The organism is Cellulomonas chitinilytica, from assembly GCF_016862675.1.
GTDB classification, from domain to species: domain Bacteria; phylum Actinomycetota; class Actinomycetes; order Actinomycetales; family Cellulomonadaceae; genus Cellulomonas; species Cellulomonas chitinilytica.
In genome coordinates this window covers 1-25,262 of the sequence record NZ_BONK01000004.1, presented here as the reverse complement: position 1 = coordinate 25,262, position 25,262 = coordinate 1, and the positions used below count along the sequence as shown (strand labels likewise).

29 protein-coding genes are annotated in these 25,262 nt (G+C 74.5%); 13 read left to right on the top strand and 16 right to left on the bottom strand.

The genetic code is table 11. From position 1 onward, the window contains the following. Nucleotides 1-31 precede the first annotated feature (31 nt). Entirely contained in the window at nt 32-847 is an 816-nt protein-coding gene (locus Cch01nite_RS06620; protein WP_203750235.1) for a methyltransferase domain-containing protein, read from the top strand. On the opposite strand, the gene Cch01nite_RS06615 is transcribed toward Cch01nite_RS06620, so the two are convergent. Then, nucleotides 848-1,513, bottom strand: coding sequence for a class I SAM-dependent methyltransferase (locus Cch01nite_RS06615; protein ID WP_239069998.1), 666 nt, complete (start codon nt 1,511-1,513; stop codon nt 848-850). A gap of 81 nt (nt 1,514-1,594) precedes the next feature. Between Cch01nite_RS06615 and Cch01nite_RS06610 the strand changes: the two genes are divergently transcribed. Beyond that, complete coding sequence (locus Cch01nite_RS06610; protein ID WP_203750232.1) at nt 1,595-2,527, top strand: hypothetical protein; 933 nt, start codon at nt 1,595-1,597, stop codon at nt 2,525-2,527. Nucleotides 2,528-2,591: 64 nt separating this feature from the next. On the opposite strand, the gene Cch01nite_RS06605 is transcribed toward Cch01nite_RS06610, so the two are convergent. Then, complete coding sequence (locus tag Cch01nite_RS06605) at nt 2,592-3,929, bottom strand: nucleotide sugar dehydrogenase (RefSeq protein WP_203750230.1); 1,338 nt, start codon at nt 3,927-3,929, stop codon at nt 2,592-2,594. 163 nt (nt 3,930-4,092) lie between these two features. Between Cch01nite_RS06605 and Cch01nite_RS06600 the strand changes: the two genes are divergently transcribed. The 7 genes from Cch01nite_RS06600 (at nt 4,093) to Cch01nite_RS06570 (ending at nt 8,685) form a co-directional block, all read left to right on the top strand. Further along, nucleotides 4,093-4,290: a hypothetical protein gene (locus Cch01nite_RS06600; RefSeq protein ID WP_203750227.1), complete on the top strand. Its 198-nt coding sequence runs from the start codon at nt 4,093-4,095 to the stop codon at nt 4,288-4,290. Continuing rightward, on the top strand, nt 4,287-5,648 hold the full coding sequence (locus Cch01nite_RS06595; RefSeq protein ID WP_203750224.1) for a glycosyltransferase family 2 protein: 1,362 nt from the start codon (nt 4,287-4,289) through the stop codon (nt 5,646-5,648). Before Cch01nite_RS06600 ends, Cch01nite_RS06595 begins: the two co-directional genes overlap by 4 nt. Before the next feature lie 53 nt (nt 5,649-5,701). After that, on the top strand, nt 5,702-6,427 hold the full coding sequence (locus tag Cch01nite_RS06590; RefSeq protein ID WP_203750222.1) for a GntR family transcriptional regulator: 726 nt from the start codon (nt 5,702-5,704) through the stop codon (nt 6,425-6,427). A 61-nt stretch (nt 6,428-6,488) separates the two neighbouring features. Next, nucleotides 6,489-7,358: an alpha/beta fold hydrolase gene (locus Cch01nite_RS06585; protein ID WP_203750219.1), complete on the top strand. Its 870-nt coding sequence runs from the start codon at nt 6,489-6,491 to the stop codon at nt 7,356-7,358. A 70-nt stretch (nt 7,359-7,428) separates the two neighbouring features. After that, nucleotides 7,429-7,746, top strand: a complete 318-nt coding sequence (locus Cch01nite_RS06580) for a DUF5808 domain-containing protein (protein WP_203750216.1) — start codon at nt 7,429-7,431, stop codon at nt 7,744-7,746. Between the two features lie 135 nt (nt 7,747-7,881). Further along, complete coding sequence (locus Cch01nite_RS06575; protein WP_203750214.1) at nt 7,882-8,259, top strand: DoxX family protein; 378 nt, start codon at nt 7,882-7,884, stop codon at nt 8,257-8,259. A 138-nt stretch (nt 8,260-8,397) separates the two neighbouring features. Continuing rightward, nucleotides 8,398-8,685, top strand: a complete 288-nt coding sequence (locus Cch01nite_RS06570) for an isoamylase early set domain-containing protein (RefSeq protein ID WP_239069995.1) — start codon at nt 8,398-8,400, stop codon at nt 8,683-8,685. A 4-nt stretch (nt 8,686-8,689) separates the two neighbouring features. Here the strand turns inward: Cch01nite_RS06570 and Cch01nite_RS06565 are convergent, their stop codons facing one another. Then, nucleotides 8,690-9,151 (bottom strand): ScoMcrA-related endonuclease, encoded by a 462-nt coding sequence (locus tag Cch01nite_RS06565; protein ID WP_203750212.1) that lies wholly within the window; start codon nt 9,149-9,151, stop codon nt 8,690-8,692. Nucleotides 9,152-9,269: 118 nt separating this feature from the next. On the opposite strand from Cch01nite_RS06565, the gene Cch01nite_RS06560 reads away from it, so the two are divergent. Next, on the top strand, nt 9,270-9,905 hold the full coding sequence (locus tag Cch01nite_RS06560) for a hypothetical protein (protein ID WP_203750209.1): 636 nt from the start codon (nt 9,270-9,272) through the stop codon (nt 9,903-9,905). Nucleotides 9,906-9,959: 54 nt separating this feature from the next. Beyond that, entirely contained in the window at nt 9,960-10,595 is a 636-nt protein-coding gene (locus Cch01nite_RS06555) for a VOC family protein (protein ID WP_203750206.1), read from the top strand. Nucleotides 10,596-10,632: 37 nt separating this feature from the next. On the opposite strand, the gene Cch01nite_RS06550 is transcribed toward Cch01nite_RS06555, so the two are convergent. Genes Cch01nite_RS06550 through Cch01nite_RS06540 form a run of 3 tightly spaced genes read right to left on the bottom strand, consistent with a single transcriptional unit; the run spans nt 10,633 to nt 13,347 of the window. Further along, nucleotides 10,633-11,511: an RNA polymerase sigma-70 factor gene (locus Cch01nite_RS06550; RefSeq protein WP_203750203.1), complete on the bottom strand. Its 879-nt coding sequence runs from the start codon at nt 11,509-11,511 to the stop codon at nt 10,633-10,635. A gap of 10 nt (nt 11,512-11,521) precedes the next feature. After that, nucleotides 11,522-12,142, bottom strand: coding sequence for a carboxymuconolactone decarboxylase family protein (locus tag Cch01nite_RS06545; protein WP_203750199.1), 621 nt, complete (start codon nt 12,140-12,142; stop codon nt 11,522-11,524). A gap of 59 nt (nt 12,143-12,201) precedes the next feature. After that, the gene (locus Cch01nite_RS06540) at nt 12,202-13,347 is read right to left on the bottom strand and encodes a low temperature requirement protein A (protein WP_203750196.1); all 1,146 of its coding nucleotides are present in this window, start codon (nt 13,345-13,347) and stop codon (nt 12,202-12,204) included. A gap of 121 nt (nt 13,348-13,468) precedes the next feature. Here Cch01nite_RS06540 and Cch01nite_RS06535 point away from each other — a divergent pair, with 121 nt between their 5' ends. Continuing rightward, nucleotides 13,469-13,798 carry an ArsR/SmtB family transcription factor gene (locus tag Cch01nite_RS06535; protein WP_203750193.1) on the top strand — a complete coding sequence of 110 codons (330 nt, stop codon included), beginning with the start codon at nt 13,469-13,471 and terminating at the stop codon, nt 13,796-13,798. Beyond that, nucleotides 13,795-14,484: a cation efflux transmembrane domain-containing protein gene (locus tag Cch01nite_RS06530; RefSeq protein WP_203750190.1), complete on the top strand. Its 690-nt coding sequence runs from the start codon at nt 13,795-13,797 to the stop codon at nt 14,482-14,484. The genes Cch01nite_RS06535 and Cch01nite_RS06530 overlap by 4 nt, the downstream gene beginning before the upstream one ends. A 16-nt stretch (nt 14,485-14,500) precedes the next feature. On the opposite strand, the gene Cch01nite_RS06525 is transcribed toward Cch01nite_RS06530, so the two are convergent. From Cch01nite_RS06525 to Cch01nite_RS06480, 10 genes are all read right to left on the bottom strand, one after another. Next, entirely contained in the window at nt 14,501-15,736 is a 1,236-nt protein-coding gene (locus tag Cch01nite_RS06525) for a S8 family serine peptidase (RefSeq protein WP_203750187.1), read from the bottom strand. Beyond that, nucleotides 15,733-17,133 carry a type VII secretion protein EccB gene (eccB, locus tag Cch01nite_RS06520; protein WP_203750184.1) on the bottom strand — a complete coding sequence of 467 codons (1,401 nt, stop codon included), beginning with the start codon at nt 17,131-17,133 and terminating at the stop codon, nt 15,733-15,735. The genes Cch01nite_RS06525 and eccB overlap by 4 nt, the downstream gene beginning before the upstream one ends. Before the next feature lie 16 nt (nt 17,134-17,149). Next, nucleotides 17,150-18,493 carry a type VII secretion integral membrane protein EccD gene (gene eccD, locus Cch01nite_RS06515; protein WP_203750181.1) on the bottom strand — a complete coding sequence of 448 codons (1,344 nt, stop codon included), beginning with the start codon at nt 18,491-18,493 and terminating at the stop codon, nt 17,150-17,152. 96 nt (nt 18,494-18,589) lie between these two features. Next, nucleotides 18,590-20,023, bottom strand: a complete 1,434-nt coding sequence (locus Cch01nite_RS06510; RefSeq protein ID WP_203750177.1) for an FHA domain-containing protein — start codon at nt 20,021-20,023, stop codon at nt 18,590-18,592. After that, nucleotides 20,020-21,396, bottom strand: a complete 1,377-nt coding sequence (locus tag Cch01nite_RS06505; protein WP_203750174.1) for a hypothetical protein — start codon at nt 21,394-21,396, stop codon at nt 20,020-20,022. Before Cch01nite_RS06505 ends, Cch01nite_RS06510 begins: the two co-directional genes overlap by 4 nt. A gap of 161 nt (nt 21,397-21,557) precedes the next feature. After that, nucleotides 21,558-22,232 carry a hypothetical protein gene (locus Cch01nite_RS06500; RefSeq protein ID WP_203750171.1) on the bottom strand — a complete coding sequence of 225 codons (675 nt, stop codon included), beginning with the start codon at nt 22,230-22,232 and terminating at the stop codon, nt 21,558-21,560. After that, nucleotides 22,229-23,935: a WXG100 family type VII secretion target gene (locus Cch01nite_RS06495; protein WP_203750168.1), complete on the bottom strand. Its 1,707-nt coding sequence runs from the start codon at nt 23,933-23,935 to the stop codon at nt 22,229-22,231. The genes Cch01nite_RS06500 and Cch01nite_RS06495 overlap by 4 nt, the downstream gene beginning before the upstream one ends. 17 nt (nt 23,936-23,952) lie before the next feature. Then, nucleotides 23,953-24,285 carry a hypothetical protein gene (locus tag Cch01nite_RS06490; RefSeq protein ID WP_203750165.1) on the bottom strand — a complete coding sequence of 111 codons (333 nt, stop codon included), beginning with the start codon at nt 24,283-24,285 and terminating at the stop codon, nt 23,953-23,955. A 32-nt stretch (nt 24,286-24,317) separates the two neighbouring features. Continuing rightward, nucleotides 24,318-24,797: an SRPBCC family protein gene (locus Cch01nite_RS06485; protein WP_239069993.1), complete on the bottom strand. Its 480-nt coding sequence runs from the start codon at nt 24,795-24,797 to the stop codon at nt 24,318-24,320. Between the two features lie 91 nt (nt 24,798-24,888). After that, a complete protein-coding gene (locus Cch01nite_RS06480; protein ID WP_203750161.1) occupies nt 24,889-25,131 on the bottom strand; it encodes a hypothetical protein in 243 nt (80 codons plus the stop codon). Between the last annotated feature and the right edge of the window lie 131 nt (nt 25,132-25,262).

Here is a 25,262-nt window from a genome sequence, read left to right as displayed (position 1 = left end):
AGATACTTCGTCGTCGGTCGGAGGCGCCGCCATGTGGGACCCGCACCAGTACGCGCTGTTCGGGACGCACCGGGGCCGCCCGTTCGCCGACCTGCTCGCGCGGGTCGACGCACCGGCGCCCGCGCTCGTCGTCGACCTCGGCTGCGGCGACGGGCCGCTGACCCTCGGGCTCGCGCAGCGGTGGCCGGACGCGCGGGTGGTCGGCATCGACTCGTCGCCGCAGATGCTCGCCGCCGCGCGCTCCCACGACACGGACGGACGCGTCGAGTGGACGGAGGCGAGCGCCGAGGACTGGGACCCCACCGGGCTCGGAGCGCCGATCGACGTGCTGGTCACGAACGCGACGCTGCAGTGGGTGCCGACCCACCGGGCCCTGGTCCCTCGGTGGGTCGACGCGCTCGCGCCCGGGGGCTGGTTCGCGATGCAGGTGCCGGACAACTACGACGCCCCCTCGCACCGGCTCATGCGGGAGGTCGCCGCCCGGCACGCCCGCGCCGCCGACCTGCTCCCGGCGCTGGAACGGTCCGCCGGCGTCGTCGACCCCGGGACGTACCTCGGCGACCTGGCCGCCCTCGGGCTCGACGCCGACGTGTGGCGGACGACGTACCTGCACGTGCTCGACCCCGCGGGCGCGCAGCGCTCGCCGGTGCTCGAGTGGGTGACCGGGACGGGCCTGCGGCCGGTTCTCGGGATGCTGACCGACGAGGCCGAGCGGGCTGCCTACCTCGACGACTACGTCGCCGAGCTCGACCGGGCGTACCCCCGGCGGCCGTGGGGCGTGGTGCTGGAGTTCTCACGGATCTTCGCGGTCGGCCGGCGTACCGGCCCCGAGGTCGAGCGGCCCTGATCAGGCCGACTTCGTCGCCGCGAGCTGCTCGACGAGGCGCCAGCGGGTCGCCGTCGTCTCCGTGACCCGCAGCCCGGCGTCGGGCAGCAGCAGGATGGGCCGACGGCGGTGGTGCTCCCCGGCCTTCGCCGGCGTGACCAGGTCGAGCACGCGCTGCACACCCCGGCCGAGGTGCGTCGACGACTCGACGTGGTCTGCCATCAGCAGCCGCCCGTCCGGCCGCAGCACCCGCGCCAGCTCCCGCAGCACGGCCCGCTCGTCCTCCACGCAGCACATGATGAACGTGCAGATCACGGTGTCGACCGAGGTGTCGGGCAGGTCCAGGTGCGCCCCGTCCCCGTGCATCGTCCGCACCGTGACGCGGAGCTGCCGCGCCCGCGCGGACGCCGCCGCGAGCATCTCAGCGCTGACGTCCACGAGCGTGATGTCGGAGGCGCGACCCGCGTAGTACGGCAGGTTCGCGCCCGTGCCGACCCCGACCTCGAGCGTGCTCCCGGACGTGCGCTCCGCGATCCACTGCCGTGCCTGGGCGAACAGCCGCCGCTCGAAGAACGCCGTGGTGCGGTCGTACGTCGCCGCCTGCCCGTCCCAGTACGCCGCGCGCGTCACGCCCATGTCGGTCCAGGCTGCCAGCACCGCGCGCCGCCCGGTAGGCCGTCGCGGCACTCACCCGATCGTCGGTCCTTCGTTCCGGTAGACCTGGTCGCAGTCGGGCGAGGTCCACGAGTGAAGGGTGAGGCGTAGACGGTGACGTTGATGCAGAAGGCGGTGACGCCGCAGCAGTCGCAGGCCACGTGGTCGCACGGGTACGAGCGCATGGGCGGGTTCGTGGTCCGCGCGGACTCGGTCGAGTGGGCGACGACGGCCGCGGATCTCGTGGTCGCGCACGGGTTGGCGTACCCGGGGTCGCCGTTCGGGCCGTCCCCGCAGTTCGTCGACGTGCTGCGCTTCCCGTCGACGGAGCAGCTCAGGTTCGAGAACGCCACGGGCGGCACGGACCCGACGACTCGCGCGGTCACCGGCGGACCGTTCGTCGACCGGCCGCCGTTCACGGGCAACGGGTTCGTGGCGGCCCCGGGGCACGTCGTGCCGCTGTACTGGGTGGTGCACTCGCGGGTGCCGGCGATGTCGGAGATCGTGCGGGTCGGCGCGGACGGGTCGAGCACGCTCCTGGCGACGTACGTGGACGTGGGCTACGGCTGGGTCCTCGAAGGACCGCATGCCCGATCGGTCGCGTTCCCGATGCTGCCGATGCACGTGGGTCCGGTGGCGCGCTGGCAGGGTGCGACGTACCCGGCGGACGTGTTCGACGACCATGTCGTGATCGCGGCGGCGCAGAAGCCGGACCGTCGGCTCCGGTTCTCGCAGACCGCCTCGGGACGGTTCCGCCGCGAGGTGCCTCGGGACGAGGTCGACGAGCTGTTCGAGTTCTACCTGGAAGCGCGCTGGAACGGCCTGCCGATGCGGGTCGTGGACCAGATGCCGGACGGGCGCGGCGGGACCGTCATGCGGGTCAGCTACCTCGGGCACGACGCCGACCTGGCCGAGGGGCTGCGGATGCAGAAGATGGAGGCCGCGGTCTACGAGGCGCAGCTGCCCCCGTCCGCGCTGACCGACGTGGTCGCCAGCCAGCTGATCCCTCGCGCGTGGGCGGTGGCGGCGCCGGCCGGCGAGGCCTGAGGACGCGGTCGGGCCGGCACGACGACGTCCCGGCGTCGGGTCGCCGGGACGTCCGCTCCAGGGGTCAGAGCTTGTGGGCCACCGGCGTCGTGGCGGCGCCCTTCGTGTCGAGGAAGGTCCGGGCCGCCAGGGCCAGGGCGTCGACGTCGTAGCCGTCGTGGTCCTGGACGAGCACGACGACGTCGGCGCCGGCCACGGCGGTGGCCTGCTCGGCGTCGGAGACCCGACGCACGCCGGCGACGTCCCACTCGCGCACGAGCGGGTCGTGGAAGGTGACGTGCGCACCGGCGGCGACGAGCAGCTCGGCGAGCGGGTGGGCGGGGGACTCGCGGTCGTCGGCGATGTTCGCCTTGTAGGTGACGCCGAGCAGGTGGACGGTCGCGCCCTGCAGGGCGAGGCCGGAGCGGCCGAGAAGCTCGGAGACGCGGGCGACGACGTAGGACGGCTGGGAGGTGTTGATCTCCTGGGCGAGCTCGACCATCCGCAGCGGCCGGCCGAGCTGCTGGAGGACCTGGTGGTTGAGGTACATCGGGTCGATCGGGATGCAGTGGCCGCCGACGCCGACACCCGGGCGGAACGCCTGGAACCCGAACGGCTTGGTCGAGGCGGCGTCGATGACGTCCCAGACGTCGATGTCGAGCTCGTGGAACGCGCGGGCGAGCTCGTTGACGAGGGCGATGTTGACCTGGCGGTAGGTGTTCTCGAGGAGCTTGGCGGTCTCGGCCTCGCGGGTGCTGCGCACGGGGACGACGCGGTCGACGACGCGGCCGTAGAACTCGACGGTCCGCTCGGTGCAGGTGGGGGTGAGCCCGCCGACGACCTTCGGGGTGTTGCGGATGCCGAAGCGGGCGTTGCCCGGGTCGACCCGCTCGGGGGAGAAGGCGAGCGCGAAGTCGCGGCCGGCGCGCAGCCCGGAGAACTCCTCGAGCATCGGGGCGACGACGTCCTCGGTGGTGCCCGGGTAGGTCGTGGACTCCAGGATCACCAGGGTGCCGGGCTGCAGCTGCTCGCCGACTGTCCGCACCGCGCCGCGCACGGCGCCGAGGTCGGGGCCGCCGGTGGCCGACAGCGGGGTGGGCACGCAGATGACGATCACGGCGGCCTGGGCGAGCACGGACGCGTCGGTGCCGGGCGTGAAGCCGGCGGCGGTCATGTCGCGGACGTCGGCGTCGCTGAGGTCGTCCACGTGCGAGCGGCCCTGCACGAGGCCGTCGACGACGCGGGTGGACAGGTCGTACCCGGCGACGGCCATGCCGGTGCGGCACGCCTCCTGTGCGAGGGGCAGGCCCACGTAGCCGAGCCCGACGATCGCCACGTCGTAGACGGTCGACCGGGTCCGGTCCTCGACGAAGGACGGGACGAGCTGGTCGTCGGTGGGGCGGACGAGCGTCTGGACAGACATGCGCAGCTTCTTTCGGGAGTCGGTGCGGTGAGTACGTGTCCCACGCTACGGGCATACCGAAACGTCAAAATAGAGACTTTGGTCCCGCACGTTTCGCCCTTCTTGCGCCCAGTCTTGAAGCATCGGGTATACCGAGATGCCACGAACAGAGGAGAGACGAGCCATGAGCGATGGGCAGCCGACGATCGTCGCGCAGGTGCTGGCCGCCGGCACGGCAGCGGGCGGGCTAGCGGCGACGGGGGCCTCCGGGGTGGCCTGGATCCTCGGTTCCGCCGCGGCCCTGGTGGTCCTGGGGGCGGTGGTGCTCAGGCTCGCGCACCGGCGGACCCAGCGCCGGTCGTCGCAGCAGGTGTCGTCATGACGGTCGGCACCGGACCCGACCGCGACGACGAGCTGTCGGCGCGCGTGAGCACGAGCGGGGCCACCTGGCTGCTCACCGCCACGGCGGTCGCGATGGCGCTCTACGCCAGCTTCCACCTGTGGGTGATCCTCGTCGCCGACCGCAACCCGTGGGTGGACAGCGTGTACCTCGTGGCCGTGCTCTGCGTGCTCGTGCAGCTGGTGCTCGCGGCGCGCGACCAGCAGCCGCGCCCCGACCGCGCGGACGGGGCGTCGACGGCGGGCCTCAAGGTCGCCGCGCTCGTCCCGGCGTACAACGAGGACCCCGACGCGCTGCGACGCTGCCTGTCCTCGCTGCTCGCCCAGACCCGCCCGCTCAGCGCCGTGTGCGTGGTGGACGACGGCTCGACGAGCGGCGACTACGCGGAGGTCAAGGCCTGGTTCCTGGCCCGGTGCGAGGAGACCGGTGTGGACGGGAGCTGGACGCGGCAGAAGAACGGGGGCAAGCGTCAGGCCCAGATGACCGGAGCCCGCCTCGCACCGGATGCCGACATCTACCTGACGATCGACAGCGACACGATCGTGGACGCCCGCGCGACCGAGGAGGCGCTTCCTCGGTTCGCGGACGAGAGCGTGCAGTCCGTCGCCGGTCACATCCTGGTGCTGAACTACCGGACCAACCTCCTGACCCGGCTGCAGGAGGTCTGGTTCGGCGCCTGGCAGATGGTCGACCGGGGTGGGCTGTCCGCGATGGGGTGCGTCCTCGTGAACTCCGGCGGCTGCGCCTACTACCGGGCCGCCGTGCTCCTGGACAACGCCGAGCAGTACCTCGGTGAGACGCTGTTCGGCCGTTCGGTGCAGCAGTCCGACGACAGCCTCCTGACGATGTTCGCGCTGCAGCGGGGCCGCGCGGTCCAGCAGGCCTCGGTGTTCGCCTTCACGCTCATGCCGGAGCGGCTCGGGCACCACGCCCGCCAGCAGCTGCGGTGGATGCGCGGGTCGTACCTGCGGGCCGTCTGCCGGTTCCAGGAGCTCCCGGTCCGAGGCCTGGCGTACTGGATCCACCTGCTCAAGTGGGCGAGGACGGTCGCGGGGGTCGCCGTGCTCGTGGGCATCGCGGTCGCCGGTCACGGCGTGAAGCCCGGCGGGCTCGTCTGGTCGGGGGCCGTCGCGGCAGCCCTCGTGCTGCTGATCTCGACCCCGTACCTGTCGTTGCGCCGCAGCGACCAGACCGCCTGGCAGCGTGCACTGACGTTCGCCTGTGCACCGCTCGTGGGCCTGTGGCAGGCCACGGTCATCGGTGGGCTGCGGCTCTACGCGCTCGCCACCGTCACCAAGGTCGGCTGGGGCACCCGCAAGAGCGTCGAGGTGACGGCGTGAGCCGCCGCGCGGCCCCTAGGCTGGTCGGCGGTCCCCACGTCACAGGAGGTCGCGTGCCCGCGTCCGAGGCGCCGTTCGTCCCGCGCCCCTCGACGACCGCGCTGTCCGACGGCGTGCACCGCCGGATCGAGGACGAGATCGTCGACGGCGGGCTCGCCCCCGGCACCCCGCTGCGCGAGGCCGACGTCGCCGAGCGGCTGGGGGTCTCGCGCACGCCCGTCCGGGAGGCGCTGCGGCGGCTGGCCGAGGCGGGGCTGGTCCGCATCGAGGCCAACCGCAGCTACCGCGTCGCGCCGTTCGACCTCGACCACCTGACCGAGACGGCGGTCGTCTTCGGCTCGCTGCTCGGCCTCGCCGGGCGGCTGGCGCTCCCGCACCTGAGCGACTTCGACATCGAGTGGCTGGCGACCGCCGAGCGCCGGGCGTTCGGGGAGGCAGCCGGCCCGCAGCCCGTCGCCGAGCCGCTGTTCGGGATCGGCGCCCTCGACCTGTTCGTCGACCGCTGCGACAACGCCGTCCTGGTGTCGTCGATGGACCGGCTGCGGCTGCACATCCGCCGGGCGTTCCGCCTGTTCGGCCCGCAGGTGCCCCGGCTGCTGTTCGCCGAGCGGTTCGGTGCCATCGTGGCCGCGACGCGCGCCGGCGACCCCGAGCTGCTCGAGTCCACCCTGCGCGTGCACGGCACGCAGTTCCTCCTCGACGTGATCGAGCTCGCCCGGCAGGACACGGAGCGGACGGACCTGTCGAATCCCGGACGTCAGGTTCGACAAGGTCAGTGAAGGGCCGGAACGTCCGGCGCCCGCAAGGACCGACACCGCCGACCGGAGCAGGAGACCCGCCATGACCACCCCGACCACGAAGACGTTGGACGTGCCCGGTGCGAGCATCGTCTACGACGTCCACGGCCCCCTCCCGACCGCGGACGGCCGCCCGCCGGTCCTGCTCATCGGCCAGCCCATGGGCGCGGGCGGATTCGGGACGCTGGCCCGCCTGCTCGACGACCGCACGGTCCTCACGTACGACCCGCGGGGCCTGGACCGCAGCACCCGCACCGACGGCAGCATCACGAACACCCCGCAGCAGCAGGCCGACGACCTGCACCGGCTGATCGCCGAGGTCGGCGGGCCCGTCGACCTCATGGGGAGCAGCGGTGGGGCCGTCACCGGGCTCGAGCTCGTCGCCACGCACCCCGAGGACGTCCGCACGTTCGTCGCGCACGAGCCACCGTTGCTGGGCGTCCTGCCCGACGCGGCGCAGGCGTTCGCCGCCGAGAAGCGGGTGCAGGACGCGTACCACCAGCGGGGCTGGGGTGCGGGCATGGCGACGTTCATCGCCCTGACGTCCTGGCAGGGGGAGTTCACCGACGACTTCGCGCGCGAACCGGTCGACCCCGCCGTGTTCGGTCTGCCGACGCAGGACGACGGTGGCCGGGTCGACCCGCTCCTGTCCGGCATCTCGAACGCGGTCACCGCGTACGAGCCGGACGTCGCGGCCCTCACCGCGGCGTCGACCCGGGTGGTCGTCGTCGCCGGGATCGAGAGCAAGGGCCTGCTCACGTGGCGCGCGCCGTCGGCGCTCGCGGACGCGCTCGGCGTCGAGCTGACGGTGTTCCCCAGCCACCACACCGGGTTCATGGGCGACGAGTTCGGCCACCCCGGTGAGCCGGAGGCGTTCGCGGCCCGGCTGCGGGAGGTCCTCGACGCGAGCTGACCCCGGCCTCGCCTGCGGCCGCCGATCGGTGAATCATGGAGGCCCCACCAGCGCGCACGAGGGAGCAGCCATGGCATCGCACGACGGGCGTCGCACCGGAGGCCTCAACCTCCAGAACATCGTCCGGCTGGTCTCGATAGCGCTCGCGGTCACGGCCGTCGTCAAGGAGCTGCGCACGCCCCGCGACGAGCGCCAGTGGAACGGCACCGTCGCCGGGTTCGTGCCGTACGACTTCCGGATGCCCACGTCCGAGCGGTTCCTGGAACGGGTGTGGAACCCGGACGGGCCCCACCTGGTGAACCCGCGGGTGTTCGGCGTCGGCTGGACGCTCAACATCGGCAAGGTCGTCGGGATGATCCAGGAGAGGCTCGCCGACCGCCGGCAGTGACGTGTCGAGGCCACGACCCCTCGTCGTCCAGCAGCGAACGCGTCCACCGCGAAGATCCCCGAATCGGGACGTTCGGCGCGCACCGGCCGCTACGGTCGCACCAGGGTTCGCGACGACATGTGGATGGTGCGACGGATGAACGTGCTCTTGTGGGTCGTCGCGGGGTTCCTCGCGTTCGTCTTCCTGCTCACCGGGCTGCTCAAGCTCGTCCGGACCAAGGAGCAGCTCGCCGCGACGGGGATCGGCTGGGTCGAGGACTTCGGGCCGGGCACCATCCGCCTCATCGGCGTCGTGGAGGTGCTGGGCGCCGCCGGGCTGATCCTGCCCGCCGTGACGGGTATCGCGGAGGTGCTCGTGCCGGTCGCCGCGATCGGCCTGACCCTCAACATGCTCGGCGCGATGTCCGTGCACATCCGGCGCAAGGAGCCGACGCTCGTCGTGCTCACCGCGGTGCTGGCGTTCCTCGCCGCGTTCCTCGCCTGGGGTCGGCTCGTGCTCTCCCCGTTCTCCTGAGCGAACCGGCGTCCCCTCACGGACACCTGTCGGCCATCTCCGGCCCCGACACGTCACATCCCGGTCATCCGACCGAGGCACTCCACGAAACACGGGCGCGCGACGATGCGCGGGTACGCATCGGCCCGACCGAGGGAAGTGGACCCACCTGTGCTGAAGAAGTCCCGCTCCGCCGCCACCTGCACGCTGACCTTCGCCCTCCCGTCGTCCGCCGTCGACGGGAACGTGAGCGTCGTCGGCACGTTCAACGACTGGACCCCGGGGGCGCACCCGCTGAAGCGTCGGTCGAACGGGACGGCGAGCGCGTCGGTGAAGGTTCCCGTCGGCACGACCGTGCGGTTCCGCTACCTCGGCGAGAACGGGCGCTGGTTCGACGACGACGACGCGGACGAGATCACCGTGGAGGGCTCGGTCGTCCTGGTGTGAGCCGTCAGGAGCAGTAGTCGCAGATCCCGGTCGCGGGCAGCACCATCGAGCACGTCGGGCACATCGCGACGGGCCGCTCGGGAGTCGCGGCCCGCGTCGACGTGCGGGTGGTCGGCCGGGCCGCCGCCGCGGTGCGCGGGGCCGGCGTGCGTCGAGCAGGTGCCGCCGGTGCCGGCCGGAACGGGGCGGCCGGCTCGGTCACGTCGAACCCGCGCTTGCGCAGGATCGCCGTCGCGCCGGACAGGCCGTCGGAGAACTCGTGCGCGGGCGCGAGCCGGCCGGTCGCGTACCGGTGGGCGACGCCGAGGATCGCGGCCGGGTCGTAGTCGCGCCCGTCGTGCTGGAGCGCGTAGCCGACCGACGGGTCGTAGCCGTACACGCCGAGGAAGTCGTCGCGACCGCGGGAGTCGTACTCCGCGATCGCCTGGAGGATGTGCTGACGAGTCACCGCAGAGAACGTGGCCACGACGACGAGCCTACGCCGCGCCCCCGGCGCGCTCGGCCGAGGTCAGCCGGGTGACCGGGTTCGGCCGACCGGGCGAACCCGGTCAGGCGCGGTCCCGGCGGGCCGGTACCTTCCGCGCATGTCCGACCACACGTTCGTCGCCGGTTCGCTGCGCGACCTGAACCGGCCCGTGCCGCGGCTCGTCATGACGGGGTGGCGGACCCGGGTGCCGATGCCGCGTCCGGGCCTCGTGTTCCCGATCCTGCTCGTCACGTCCGCGATCGTCGGGCTGGTCGTCGAGGCGCAGAAGGGCTGGACGTCGACCGTCCCGTGGCGCACGCACGACCTCCCGCTCGCTGTCGTCTGGGGCTTCGTCGTGATCGTGGGCGTCGCCGTCTTCGTCGAGCGTGCACGCGACCCGAGGCCGTCGTGGTACCGGTGGTGGTCGCTCCTCGACAGCCGGGAGGAGCCGGACGGCCTCCGCCTGGTGTCGGGCCGAGCGCGGGCGGACCACCCCGGGGTGCTGGTGCGTCGCGGCGACCACGTCGCGTTCCTCGCGATCCCCGTCCAGCGAGGTCGCAACGAGCGCACCTTCGCGTACCGGGTCGCCGCACCGGGCGGCGAGCTGCTGTTCGAGGCGCCGATCTTCATGGAGAAGCTCTCGCTGGCGCCCCTGGACGACGCGGCGTCGCGCTGGGGCTTCACGGTGTCGACGCACGGTGAGGCGCTGCGGATCCGGCGGGCCGTGGTCGGTGGTCTGACGACCTCCCGCTGAGGTGGTCAGGAATCGAGAAGCACCCCTGGGGGCCGGGTTCGTAGCGTCGTCGGCATGGCAACCATCGACTCCCTGATCCTGGACGTGGCCGACCCGTCGGCCGCCGAGCACTTCTACTCGTCCGCCTTCGGCCTCGGCGCGCGGCTGCGCGGGCGAGCCTCGGACGCACCGACGACCGGCTTCCGCGGCTTCACGCTGTCGCTCACCGTCGCCCAGCCCGCCGACGTCAGAGGGCTCGTCGACGCCGCGCTCGCGGCGGGCGCCACCACGATCAAGCCGGTCGCGAAGTCGTTCTGGGGGACCGGCGGGGTGGTCCGCGCCCCCGACGGGACGATCTGGAAGATCGCGACCTCGTCGAAGAAGGACACCGGCCCGGCCACCCTCGCCGTCGACGACGTCGTGCTCCTGCTCGGTGTCGACGACGTCGCCGTCAGCAAGCGGTTCTACGTGGACCGCGGGCTCGGCGTGGCGAAGAGCTTCGGCCGCAAGTACGTCGAGTTCGCCACCCCGGGCAGCGCCGTCAAGCTCGCCCTCTACGGGCGCCGGGCGCTCGCCAAGGACGCCGGGGTCGCGCCCGACGGCACCGGGTCGCACCGGATCGCGATCGTCGGCGACGGCGGCGCGTGCGCAGACCCGGACGGGTTCGCGTGGGAGACGTCGGACGCGGTCCGGCCGGTGACGTCCCGCTGATCCGACGGGCGGCCACGACGACGGTGGCCGCCCGCCGTCATCGGCGCAGGGTCGTCTCCTCGTCGAGCCGCGACATCTTGTGCGGGTTGCGGACCGCGTAGATCCGGCTGATCCGGCCGTCCTCGATCACCAGGCTCATCGCGGTGTTGAGCTCGCCGCTCAGGTCGACCCGGGCGGCGGGCCCGCCGTTGAGCGACATGGGGGCGGTCGTGAAGTCGGTGACCGTCGCGGCCAGCATGCTGAGGAAGGTCGCGACCCGCTCGGCGCCCGAGATCGGGCGCAGCGCCGCGGACACGACGCCACCGCCGTCGGCCACCACGACGACGTCCGGCGCGAGGACCCGCAGCAGCCCGTCGAGGTCGCCGGCGCGGACTGCGGCCAGGAACCGTTCGACGACCTCGGCCTGCTCCGCCCGGCTCACCTGCCGGCGGGGACGACGCGCGTCGACGTGCTCCCGGGAGCGGTGCGCGATCTGCCGGACGGCCGCCGGCGACTTGCCGACGGCCGCGGCGATCTCGTCGTACGGGGTGTCGAACACCTCGCGCAGCACGAACACCGCCCGCTCGGTGGGGCCGAGGGTCTCCAGGACGGTGAGCATCGCGAACGAGACGCTCTCGGCCAGCTCGACGTCCTCGGCCACGTCCGGGCTGGTCAGCAGCGGCTCGGGCAGCCACTCGCCGACGTACTCCTCGCGCCGCCGGGCGAGGGTGCGCAGCCGGTTGAGCGCCTGCCGGGTCGTGATGCGGACGAGGTAGGCGCGCGCGTCGCGGACCTCGGCGCGGGCGTCCTCGCCGAGGTCCGCCCACCGCAGCCACGTCTCCTGGACCACGTCCTCGGCGTCCGCGGCGGAGCCGAGCATCTCGTACGCGACCGTGAAGAGCAGGCTGCGGTGGGTGACGAACGGGTCGTCGGTCATCTCCGCGACGCTACGCGGCGGGCTGCGCCGACGAGGTCTGCGCCGGCAAGGGCTGCGCCGACGAGCGCTGCGGCATCGGCGGGAGGTCGCACGAGGCGGCGAGGCCGTCGGACTCGATGCCGAGCGCGACGTTCGTCCGGGAGTACAGGTTCGCCAGCGCGACCCACGACGTGAGCTCGACGAGCGCGGGCGCCCCGAGCTGGTCGAGCAGCCGGCCGGAGAGCTCGTCGGTCACGGCCGGCGGGGTCTGCGACATCGCCTCCGCGTACTCGAGCACGTCCCGCTCCAGCGGCGTGAACACGTCGGACTCCCGCCACCGCGGGATCTCGCGTGCCTTCGTCAGGTCGAGCCCGTCGTTGTGGGCCTGGAAGTAGCCGAGGTCGAGGCACCACGAGCAGCCGAGCAGCGCGGCGACCGCCATGTGCGCGTACGACTTGAGGTCCGCGTCGCACGCGTGCCACCTCGACGTCTTCTGGCCGAGACCGAGCGAGAGCTTGAGCACCGCAGGGTTCTGGTAGAGCACCCCGAGCGACGACGGGACCTTGCCGAGCATGCGCTTGCTGAAGACCTTCACGACGGTCCCGTACAGGCCGGTGATCTCGACGGCGGGGACCCGGGCGGTGCTGGTCATCGTTCCTCCTCGTGTGCTGGTGTCGGCATCAAGACACCGGCCGGGGCGGATCTGTGACATCACTCCCGACGCACGTCGACGGCGATCGTCGCGACCACCACGAGCCCGAGCGCCGCGACCACGACGACCGCGGGGACGAGGGGGGCCAGCCCGCCGACGAGCAGCGCCGCCGCGGCCCCGCCCGCCCGGAACCACCAGGCGCCGAGCCCGAGGTAGCGGCGGTAGTCGGCGTCCCCGACGAGGAACAGGGCGACGCCCGCGCCGACCAGCCAGCCGGTGGTCGCGGTCGGCAGGTGCAGGGCGTCCTCGAGCGCGAGGTGCAGGCCCGCACCGAGCAGGACCAGCCCGAACAGCATGAGCAGGTGGTCGACGTAGAACGCGCGCAGCGCCGCGGTGGTGCGGCGGCGGGGTTCGACGGCCCCGAAGGCGAGCGTCGCACGCTCGTCGTCCCCGGAGAAGTAGCACCACCACAGGGCGGCGATGACGCCGACGACGAGCACCGCGCCCAGCACGGTCCCGGTGTCGAAGCCGTGCTCGCCGGCGCCCGCGCCGACGGACACCACGGACTCGCCCAGCGCGATGATCATGAGCAGCCCGTGACGCTCGACGAAGTGCTCCGCGACCAGGTCGAACGGCGACCGCCGGGCGATCGCCGCGGCCAGCACGATGAGGGCGACCGGCGCGAGCGAGAGCACCGTGTGCCAGGGTCCCTCGACGAGCCCGGCCACGCCGATCAGCGCACCGATCCCGACGTTGATCGGCATGACCCGCAGCATCACGCGCGCGCTCGTCACCCCGCCGAGCGCGATGAACAGGCCCCCGTGGACGAGCGCGATCACCGCGTACGCCACGCCGAACAGCACGCTCGACCCGGCGAGGGCGTCGGGGATGGCGAGCGACAGCACGAGGAACGCGGCCATCGCGGCGATGAACAGGAGCCGGACCGCGGGGGTGTCGGGCGTGGCCTGGTTCGTCAGCCACGCGAACGCGTCGTACATCCACCAGACGACCACGAGCAGCAGCCCGGCCCGCCCGGCGGACGACCATCCGGGGTCGTGCGACACCGTCGTGGCGAGCTGGGCGATCGTGACGACGAACACCAGGTCGAACAGCAGCTCGACGGTCGTCACCCGCGTGGCCCGCCGCCCCTGTGCAGCCGTCGGCGTGGTCCGCGCGGCGTCGGCCGCAGCCCCCCTGATGCGCATGCGGCGATGGTAGGCGCGTCGAACGCGCAGGTCACGAGGCTTTCGCGCCGTACCGGTCACGGGTCGGCTGCGCACGAGCGCCGCCCGACTGGCAGTTCAGCGGTCCGTGTACTGTCGACCCGTGGAGACGGTGACCCTCACGCACACGGCCGCGCTGAGCAGGCTCGGCCACGCGCTCTCGGACCGGACACGCACCCGCGTCCTGCTCGCGCTGCGGGAGGCGCCGGCGTACCCGTCCGACCTCGCCGACGCGCTCGGGGTCTCGCGCCAGGTGATGTCCAACCAGCTCGCCTGCCTGCGGGGGTGCGGGCTCGTCGAGGCCGTCCCGGACGGGCGGCGCACCTGGTACCGGCTCGCCGACCCCCACCTGGCCCCGGCGCTCGACGACCTCCTGACCCTCGTGCTCGCGGTCGACCCGGAGTGCTGCGGACCGGAGTGCACCTGCTCATGAGCGCCCTCTCGATCGGACCTCGACCCCTCGACGGCGCCCGTCGCCGGGTGCTCGAGCAACGGATCCGCTGGGTCGTCGCCGCCACCATCAGCTACAACGTCGTCGAGGCCGTCGTCGCGCTCGCCGCCGGTCGGGTCGCGTCGTCGTCCGCGCTGATCGGCTTCGGGCTGGACTCCGTCGTCGAGGTGCTGTCGGCCGCAGCCGTCGCCTGGCAGTTCGCCGCTCCCGACCCGCGCACCCGCGAGCACGTCGCGATGCGGCTCATCGCCGTGTCGTTCTTCGGGCTCGCCGTGTTCGTCGGGGCCGACGCCGTCCGTGCCCTGCTCACCGCTCACGCGCCGGAGCACTCGACGGCCGGCATCGTGCTCGCCGCCGTCAGCCTCGCCGTCATGCCGGTGCTGTCGTGGTTCGAGCGGCGCACCGGCCGCGAGCTCGGGTCCGCCTCGGCGGTCGCCGACTCCCGGCAGACCCTGATCTGCTCGGTGCTGTCCGGGGTGCTGCTCGTCGGGCTGCTCCTGAACAGCACCCTCGGATGGTGGTGGGCCGACCCGCTCGCCGCCCTCGCGATCGCCGGCTTCGCGGTCCGGGAAGGCGTCGAGGCGTGGCGTGGTGACGCCTGCTGCACGCCCGTCGCCCAGCTCGTGCACGGGAACGACGGGTGCGACGACGGCTGCTGCGACGACTGAGCGCGGCCCGGGGGGCTCAGCGGCGCCGGCCCCGGTACCCGGCGAGCCGTGCGGCGAGCACGACGAGCAGGACGCCCGTGACCCCCGCGAGCACCCACCAGACCACGTCCGACCGCACGCCGGCCAGCGGTGACGGCTTGACGCTCGTGTCGAGCGCCGCGGCAGGCACGGCCGGCACGACCGGGCGGGCGTGCGTCGGGGAGTCGGGCCCCGGCGCGGAGCCGTCGTCGACGAACAGCAGCGCCTCCGTCGGCCGGACGACGCCCCACCCGAGCCGGTCGTCGCGCTCGGCGGGCTGGTCGCGCGCGGCGGTGACCTCGAGCCGGAACGCCCACTCGGCCGGCGACTCGTCCGGATGGCGCTCCGCGACGAGCGCGGCGGCGGCGCTCACGTAGGCGGTCGCCCAGCTGCTCGCGGCGGCCCCTCCGGCGAGCATGCAGTCACCCGCCGCGTGGAACGTGGTGAGCACGTTGACCCCCGGTGCGGCCACGTCGACGTGCGGGCCGTGGAAGGAGTCGTCGGTCGCGTGGCCGTCCGCGTCGGTCGCGGTCACCCCGAGGACGCCGGGGTAGGCCGCGGGGTAGCGGGGACCGTCCGGGGCGTCCGGGTCCGCCGCCCGGTTGCCGGCGCTCGCCACGACGAGCGCCCCGGCGGCGGTCGCGTCGGCCACCGCGGCACGCAGGGCGGGGTCGTCCGTCGACGAGCTCAACGAGACGTTCACGATCGTCGCGCCGTGCGCCACGGCGTACGTGATGCCGGCAGCGATCCGGTCGGTCTGGACGCTCGTGCCGTCGCGCTTCGCCTCGTCGTCCTGCCCGTAGAAGACGCGGACCGGCAGGATCGTGGCGTCGCGCGCCAGGCCGACGAGGCCCGAGCCGTCCACCGGCCGGGCCGCGATCTGGCCGGCGACCGCCGTCCCGTGCCCGTCCGTGTCGGTGCGGCCCGAGTCCTCGACGTCGCGCCCGACCAGGTCGGCACCGGGCACGACGGCCGCGGACAGGTGGTCGTTGCGCGTGTCGACGCCGGAGTCGACGACCGCGACGAGCACGCCGGCGCCCGTGGCGATCGACCAGGCGCTCTCGGCGGCGAGGGTGGCCAGCGATGGCGGCGGATCCGCCACGAGCTGCCTGGTCGCGGGGTCGCACTCCGTCGCCGCGACCGGGACCTGCGCGTGCGCCGCGGGCGCGAGGCCGGCGAGCAGGACCATCGCGGAGGCGGCCGTGAGCGACGTGGCCCAGGGGCGCACGCTCACGGGGCCGCCGTCGGCAGCGGCGCGCCGCCCGTCGGCGTCGAGGCCGCCGCGATCGTCAGCGCGGGTCCGGACGGGAGCAGCGCGGCCCATGCCGGCGGGACGGACGCGACGTGCTCCGGCTCGTACCCGAGGCGAGCCAGGAGCTCGTCGGTGACGTCGGGGATCGCGAACGCGCGGCCGCTCTCGTCGACCAGCCGCACCGTCGCGGTCGCCCCGGGGGCGGTGCGGGCGGCGACCAGGGCACCGGCGCCGGGCGCCACGAGCACCCCGGCGTGGGCCTCGGCGTCGACGGGCGTCGTCACGAGGTCGACGTGCGCGTCCTCACCGGTGGTGAGACGTGCGCAGGGCGACGCGTCGGCGCCGACCACGTCCGGCAGCGCCGACGGCCAGTCGGACGGTGCGACAGGGTCCGACGCCCGGACGTCGGCGACGTCGGCACTCGTGAACTGGGCCGTCCGGTCGACCACGGCGCCCGAGCCGAGCGCGTAGAGCGGCGTCGCGAAGTCGCTCAGCGGCGCGAGCTCGCCGTGGTCGTCGACGACGTAGCGCTGGGTCGGGACCCCGGCCGCGCTCACCTCCGCCACGGTGCCGACGAGGGTGTCCGCAGGGAGCGCCGACATCGAGGGCACCGGCTCGCCGGCGTGCTCGAGCGTGACCGGCCCGAGGTCCGTCCCCTCGGGGAACAGGTTCAGCCAGGCCGCCGGCGCCTCCTGGGGCACCACCCCTTCGACCTCCAGCGCACGCTGGACGGCCGCGACGTCCTGCGCGGCGATCCGGTGCCGCACCCCGTCCTGGACGAGGTAGAGGTCGTCCGCGGCGTGCACCAGCACGGCGGACGTGGAGCCGTCCGGCACGGCGGTCCCCGGAGCGTCGGGCTTCCCGTCCGCGTCCGCGTCGACCGGGACGTCGACGCCGACCAGCGTCCGCGCCCCGTCGGGCACGAGGCAGGACAGCCACCCGGTCGGCACGAGCCGGTCGGCCGCCGGTGGGGCGTCCGGGGCACCCGCGATCCCGATCGTGCCGCCCCGGGGCGTCTCGGCGATGTCGTCCTCAGAGACCTGGACCGTCGCGAACGCGGACGACGGGACGGCCAGGCGGGCGCTCGTGACGTTGAGGACCGGGTACAGCACGCCCTTGCTGCTCAGGTACCGGGTGCCGACACCCTTCACGACGACGAGCTTCCCGTCGTCCCAGCCCTGCGGCAGCGTGGGCTTCAGCTGGCCCCACGCGAGGGAGCCCACGACGAGGACGGCCGTCAGGAGCCCCCCGGCGACGACCCCGCGCAACGGCGTCGTCGGCTCCAGCTCCTGCCCGCCGGGGGCGCCGCTGACGAACGCCGTGAGCAGCCGGCGGCGGCTGTAGGTCTGCGCCTCGACGAGGTCGCGCTTGGATGCCACGTCCGGTCCCGCCCGCTCAGACCAGACCGGCGGCGGTCACGCCGAGCGGCAGGAGAACCGCCAGGCACGTCACCTCGACGACGTCACCGACCCGGGCGAGCCCGACGCGACGACCCGGGGAGACCAGCCCGACGCCGACCACGAGCACGGCGCCGATCGCGGAGACCGCCGTGAGCGCGCCACGCCACTGCGGGTGCAGCACCGCCGCGGCCACGAGGGTGCCGGCGAGCCCGACGATCGCGCCCGAGACGACGACCAGCACGTCGGCCCGCGACCACGACTGGCGTGCCGACAGCAGGATCCCGGTGAACCCCACGACGAGCAGGGCGACGCCCATGACCCCGGTCGCGGCGACGGCCGGCACGGTGAGCAGCGAGAACACCCCCACGGCGATCCGCAGGGCGACCTGCATCCGCTGCCCGCGCTGCGCCTGCCGCCGGACCACGGCCGGGTCGATCGGCTCGGGATCGAGCAGGATCTCCGCCTCGGTGCGTGCCGGCACCACCCGCAGGGGCGTGCTCGACAGGGCGAGCCACGGCACGCCGACGCTCGCGGTGACCACGACGGCGACGACGACCGCGAGGACGGTGCCGGGCGCCGCGCCGGTCAGCTCGACGGCCAGCCCCGCGCTCGCGAGCACGAGACCGAGCAGCACCGGTGCGACGGCAGTCTCACGCGCGTCCGCGAGGGCGGGGACGCTGAGGAGCCCGACGACGAGCAGCGCACCGCCCGCCGCGACCGCGGACAGCCCCCACGACGGGGGCCGGTCGCCGAGCGTCAGCCCGGCGACGGCCGCCAGGACGCCCGACGAGAGCACGAGGATGCGGCCCGTGACGGGTTCGGGCCCGACGCGCCCGACGACGGCCCCCGCGACGAGGACGAGCACCGCACCGAGACCCGCGAGCACCGGCGGCATGGTCGACGCCGTGTCGGCACCGAGCAGCAGGGCGGCGCTGACCACGACGAGCGCCACCGCCCCCCAGGCGGCACCCAGCGCGCTGTCCCGGGGCGTCCACGGCTGGTACTGGGACTCGACGGCGTCGGCGACGGCCTCGACGACGTCGTCGTACACGCGCGGCGCCGTCGCGCGGGCACCCGACTCCAGCGCCAGCACGGTGCCGTCCTCGACCCCCTGGCCGACGAGGCTGCGGGCGGCGTCCAGCGGCGTGCCGTCGGGGGTGACGAGCCGGTAGCCCCCGTGCGCGGTGGCGGCGTCGAGCTGGCCGAGCGCACGCGCCAGGCCCGGGAGGATCTCGACGACGGCGACGTTGCCCGGGACTCCGAGGTCCAGCCGCCGGTCGCCGGCGGTCACCGACAGGCGCAGCAGGGTCCCGACCGGTGCGGACGAGGTGACGGTCATCGGAGTCCTTGGAGGTGTGGGCGTCGGGACGCCGGGCCTGACGGGGCGACGATCAGCAGGGGCGCGCCCCGGGGTGACGAGGTGCCCGGCGCGATGTCACTGGACATGCGGCACCTCCGTCACCGTGAACGTGCGCTCCCCGAGCCGCACGGTCGCCCCCACGGGGACGGGTGTGCGGGCACCCTGCGGGGCGAGCACGGCGCGACCGTCCGGCAGCACGACGATCGTGCCGTTGCCCGACCCGGCGTCCTGCACCCAGAAGCCGGCCGGGCTCACGCCGAAGCGGGCGTGCGTGCGCGAGACGGAGCGGGTGGTGTCGTCGATCGTGACGACGTGGTCGTACCGCTCGTCGGCGGCGACCTGGGGGGAGCGGCCGACGACCCCCGGCCCGCGGACCTCGGTCCACCGGCCGTCGTCGAGCGTGAGGACGAATGCGGTGGCCGGACGGGGCGAGGGCGCCGCCTGCGGCCCGGCCGGGGCCGGGACCGCTGAGGCGGGGATCGCCGGAGCGGCGACAGGCGGGACGGCGATAGGCGGGGCGGCGACGGGCGGGACGGCCACGGACCGGGCGGGCGCCGGCGGCACCGGGACCGACGGGGCGGCCACGCGGGTGGTGGCCGCTGCCGGCGGGGGCGTCGGCGCAGGGACGGACGCGTGCGCACGCGTCAGGGCGGGCGGGGCCGCGCTCGTCAGGACAGGCGCGACGGCGCCGGCGGGAGCACCCGACGACGCCCGCTCGGCGCGGACGTCGACGACGACCGACCGTCCGACCTTGTCGTGCCACCCCTGCCGGAGCGGGGTCCGGTCGAACGCGGACGACCCGACGACGAACCACTGGCCCACGCCTGCCACCGCCGCGCCGGCGAGCACGACGAGCGCGCGCGACCCGGCGCGCGGCGACCCGAGGGCGAACGGTGCCTCGACGCGCGCGGAGCGCAGCCCGAGCAGCAGGTTCCCGAAGGTCCGCCCGGTGCGGGCCTCCCACACGGTCACGCCGACCACGAGCTCGGCGAGCACGAGCGCGGCGATGAGCGTGCTGCGCGTGACGGCGAAGGCCACCGCGGCGGCCGCCACCACGACGGCCGAGTCGACCGCGAACGCGGCGAGCCGCCGCGCGGGACCGGCGGGCGGCGCTCCGGCGAACGCGTCACCGAGCACCGCGGGACCAGCACCGAGCACCGCGGGACCAGCACCGAGCACCGCGGGACCAGCACCGAGCACCGCGGGACCAGCACCGAGCGACGCGGCACCAGCACCGAGCGCAGCGGCACCAGCACCGAGCGCAGCGGCACCGGCACCGGGTCCGGCCGTGCGCTCCGGGGCGCCGACGGCCGCGGCGGACCCCGTCGCGACCGCGTTCCTCCGCGAGCGTCGCGACTGCGCCGCCCCCCGGTCGTCGCGAGGCTGCGGCGCGGTGCGGGGGTCGATGACGACGGCACCCGCCGTGGACCGGCAGTCGTCGCACATGCGCGTCGTCTGGTCGACCGGGCGACCGCACGAGAGGCAGGTCGGCACTGCTCCGACGCTCATCCGGAGGCCACCTTCCGCAACGTGTCGACCAGGTCCGCCGCACAGAGCGCGGCAGGCAGGGAGAGCGCGACCGCGAGCCCCTCGACGCGGTCGCCGAGGTGGGACAGGAGCACCGACCGCTGCCCGCGCGCGACGGCGGGGACGACCGCCGCGAACGCCAGTGCCAGGACGAGCGCGCCGATCGTCGTCGCGACGCGCCAGCGGTCCGGCACCGGCGCGAGCAGCGCCGCCTCGACGAGCACGACGGCGGCCCCGACCCGCGGCGCCCAGCGGGCCGCCCGACCACGCTGACCGCGCGGGCCGAGGGCGAACGCGCCCACGACGCACGTGACCAGCACGGACCCGGCCACGCCCGCCGCCGTGGTGGAGCCGGCGGACCACGCCGTCGCGAGCACCCACGGCAGCAGCGCGACGGGCAGGACGGTGGCCACCACCGTCGCGACGTCCTTGCGCCGCTCCGCGGACGCCACGGTCCGCAGCACGAGCCTCTCGTTGACCCGTCCGAGGCTCCGCACCCGTGGGGTCCTGACGGACAGCGCGGTGCGGGACACGCGCGAGAGGTCGATGAGCTGCTCGTCGGGGACGGCGATCGACAGCTGGGGGACGAGCCGCACGACCACGGGCGCGGCGCCGACCAGGGCTGCGGCCCCCACGACGGACGGCAGCGCGGCCAGCAGGGTCACGGCCTGCACGACGGCGACGGCCGCGAGCGCCGCGAACAGCGGGCCGGCGAGGTCGTCGGGCGTGCCCGACGACCGGGAGACGAGCAGCCGGGCGCCCGCGAGCAGGGTCGCGACCACCAGCCCCGCGGTGACGGACAGCCGGGCCGTCGCGGGGTCGGCCGCGTCGAGGGCGAGGACGGTCGTGGCGAACCCGAGCGTCGGGCCCGCGACGGCCGCTGCCGGTCCGGCGGCGGCGACGAGGACGGCGGCGAGTGCGCCGATGCCGAGCGCGACCGCGGCGACGGTGGCCGACCACGCCCCCAGGGTCCCCGGCAGGAGCGCCGCCACCGCGGTGCCCGCGCCCAGCGCCGTCGCGACGGCCAGCGCACCCGTCTGCACGGGAGGACGGCGCAGGACGACGTCCTGGCGCTCCGCCGCCCATCGCTTCGCGCGGCCACGCGGGACGGCACGCCGCACGACGTGCAGGAGGCCGCCGTCGGCGACGACGGCACCGACCGCGGTGTCCAGCGGCACCGCGCGGCCGGTGGAGTCGAGCACGAGCACGCCCTCGTCGCCCACGGGAAGCAGCGCGCTGCGCATGGCGTCACCGACGCGCACGTCGGGTCGCAGGGCGATGTCCCGTCGCTCGGCGCCGACCTCGATGCCGAACCGCACGTGCGGGTCGCGGCGCGCGGCGGTCGGCGTGCTCACGACCACCTCCTGACGACGCCCGGCCGGTTCCGGGCTGCCACATGCTAGACGGCACGGCCCGACACGTCAGGGCTGGAGGACCAGCATCACCCGTCCACCGGACGGACGGCCGTCGTCCACAGGGCCGGCTCCGTCCACCGTGGGGCGGGTCGGCCGCGCGATCAGGAGGCGGGGATCCCCGCGACGGACCCGGTCGAGCGGATGGTCTCCAGCGCGTCGGGCGTGTAGAGGGCGGAACCGAGCTCGACGACGACCCGGTGCGTCTCCTTGCCGTCCTTCACCGACCCCTCGACCGTCCCGACCAGGCCGCTGCGCCCGACCCCGGACCCGACGACGCGCGTGAACCGCGAGCCCTGCCCGACGGTGGGGTCCGCGGTCTCGGTGAGCCACCGGTCGACGTCCTGCGCGCGAAGACCCCACACGGTCTGGTCGTCGTGCAGCGCAGCCGTGGCGGCGTCGTGGTCCTCGGGGGTCCGCCAGAAGATGATCGCTCCGTTCTCGCCCGTCATGACGTCGAGCGTGCGGGTCGTGATCGTCTCGGTGGCGTCGGGCCCGACGAGCTCGACGGTCAGCTCGGGCTCGGACGCACCGCCGACCATCGTGCCCGAGGAGCCCTCGGGCAGGCCGACGTCCTGGGGGAGCAGCACACCGTCGCGCACGTCGAACCGCGCGAAGCGGGTGTCGTGGATCTGCGCGATCCCGGCCGCGTCGAGGCGGGAGTACTCGTTCGGTCCCAAGGTCGTCGTCTCTTCTCTGGGGGAGGCGGGGCTGCACGCGGCGAGCAGGGACGCGGTGACGGCGACGAGGGCGACGACGGCCGCCGGGCGGCGCCTCATCGGCGGTAGTCCCAGTCGCGGACGAGGTGGTCGACGATCTCGTCGGCGCGGGACGCGAGGCGCTGGTCGTCGAGCCGGTCGCCGAAGTCCGACGCGACCAGGTCGCGGGCACCCTGCGGGTCGGTGGCCAGGAGGTGCTGGTAGGCGGGGAGCGTGTCCTCCTGGACGAGCTTCCACCGGTCCTCGGCGATCGCGACGTTGCCGGCGGGGAGCGGGGTGACGACCTCCCCGAGGCTCGTGCCCGTGACCGGCACCTCGCCCAGGTCGACGACCACGGGGAACTCCTCGGCGAACGTGTGCGCCCCGGGGATGGACGGCGCGCCGACGAGGGTCGCCGCGTACGTGAACAGCTCGCCGGTGCCGGGGTGGGAGCGCATGGTGTCGTAGTCGTCCCGGATGATGTCCCACTGCTCGCGGCGCAGCAGCGACCCGTTGCCGGCGGACACCAGGGCGGGGTCGTCGTGCGCGACGCCGTCGGCGATGTCGTGCCAGGCGAGGTCGGTCGTCCGGTCGAGGAGGCCCGCCGCCTGCATCCGGTCGATCTCCGCGGTCCCGCCCACGAGGTACGCCTCGTGCATGGCGCCCTGGTCGAGGAAGATTTCCTTCTGCATCGACAGGAACGTCGACTCGAAGAACTTCAGCTCGTCGTCGCCCATGTCGGCCAGCCCGTCGATCGCCCTCCGCAGCTCGTCGTCGGTGCCGGTGAACGGGATGTCGGGCAGCTCACCCCCGGCCTCCTGGACCCGCCGCGCGATGTCGCGGAGCATCCCGAGGTCGTAGAAGCCGCCCGCGAACGACGGGCCGATCATGTTGGCCATCCCCGCCCACTGCAGCTCGGGGTGGTCGAGGAACAGCCGGCCGTAGTACGTGTACACCTGCTCGATGATCGCGGCGTTCGCGGCGGTGCCCTTCGACGGGTCCCAGGCGTCGACGTCGATGCCTGCGGCCTCCAGCGCCTCGCGCTGCCAGAAGCCGTCGAGGAACGTGCTGTACCGGGGGTCCGTCGGCGCGAGGAGCCCGGCGTCCACGGCGCCGTCGAGCAGCCGCTTGGCGGCGTCCGGGTGACCGGCCGTCCACGCGACGAACGCGGGATCACGCAGGAGCGCATCGACCTGCGCGGGAGTCAGCCCGGTCAAGGAGGTCGGGGGCGCGTAGTCGACGCCGGCGGCCACGTCCTTGCCCGTCGACCGCAGCTCGTCGAGCGCCCCGTCGACGGCGAACGACGCGCGGTGGTCCGCGTCGCCGAGCTGGCGCAGCGCCTCCGCGACGACGTCGACGTGGTGCGCCAGACGAGCGCGTCGTGCGGCGTCGAGCCGGGCGACCTCCGCCGCGGGCAGCACGGTACGGGCCGTCGACGACACCGCGGAGCCCTGGTCGGTGACCTGCCACTCGTCGGAGACGGAGAAGCCCTCGGCGCGGGCGTCGTCGACCCGCCCGACCGCGTGGTCACGGACGGACCGCAGGTCCTTGGCGGCCGTGCGCAGCGCGGTGATCGCGGCGTCGGTGGCCGCGACGATCCTGCGGCCCATCCGGTTCTCGGCCAGCGCCCGGGTGTGCGCTGCGTCGGACGCGGGTCCGCGCCACGTCTGCGTCGCGTCGTCCGCCGCACGCAGCGCGTCGGACAGCCGCTGCTCGAAGCCGTCCAGGGACGACGAGAGCCCGTCGGCGACGTCGTCGAGCACCTCGGGGCGCCACGCACGCACGCCCGACACCGTGTACGTCACTCCATGCCCCGGTGCAGCCGCGGGGAGGCGGGTGCCGGTGGGCTCAGCCGTCCCAGCCCGTCGACGACCCGCGCCTCGGACTCGTCGTACCGGCCGCTCGTGCCCCGCACCAGCGTCGCGAGGTCCTCGTGGCGGCGGGCGACCGAGCCAAACGCGTCCCGCACGACGTCAGCAGCAGGGTCGGCGGCCGTGCCGGCCAGCGCGCCGGGCAGGGCCGCCGTGACGTCCGTCGGGGTCGTGCGGATGCCGGTGATCCCGTCCGCCGCGGCCTCGTACGAGCGCGCGAGCGCCCGCAGCAGGTCCTGGTCGACCTCGAACCCACCCGTCACGCGTGCCCCTCTGCTCCGGTCGTCGCCGGACGCTACCACCCGGCCTCCGACACGGAGGCGAGCACCTCGGGGTCCGTGCACCCCCGGGCGAACCCGGCGATCCGCCGGTCGATGTCCCGGCGCAGCAGCAGGCGCCCGACCCGCTCCGCCACGGGTGCCAGCCATCGCGGCCGGCACGTGAAGCTGTACCGCCACACCGCCCGGGTCCCGCCGCCCGGCAGCGGCGTGAACCGCCACCCGCCCGCCATCACCACGAAGAACCACGGCCCCTCGACCATCTTCATGCCGACGTTCGTCGGCGGCCGGTACGAGACGTACTCGCTGACCATCCGCAGGCCTGAGCGGTGGCGGGTCAGCGTCCGGACACCCTTGGCGGGGGCGGTCGCGCCGTCGAGGAACGCCTGCCGGCGGATGAACGGGTCCCAGCGCAGGCGGGTGGCGCCCGTCGTCTGCGAGACCGCGAACGCGACCTGCGGCGGGACGGCGACCTCGACCGACGACTCGACGATCACCGGCCGACCTCGGTCACGGTGCGTCCCTCCGTCGTGTCCACGGCTCCGAGCCCCGACCGGGGCCGCCGCCGGCGAGCGGCCCGGATCGTCGTCATGAGAACACCGAGGCGTTCTCCGGCCACTCGCCGGTCCGCTCATGGTGCAGGGCGGCCCGACCGGCGACGCGCCCCGCACCTCGGGGCCGATCGTCGCACCCCTCGATGAACCACGAGTCCGGGTCCGCGACCGGGATGACCAGCACGCCGCGCCCCGGGTCGTCCTCGTCCATCCCGTAGTCGTACCGGACCTCGGTGGGGTCCACCGAGATCCTGCGCCCGTACGCCACGAATGCCATCCGATGCTCTCCTCCCAGTCGTGGATCCTCGCAGGAGCCGGTGCCGGTCGCGGTCCGGGGACGGGTCCACCTGTCGACCGGTCGAGTGATGGTTGTCCACAGGAGCCCGATTCGTCCCTGGTGTGGGGCCC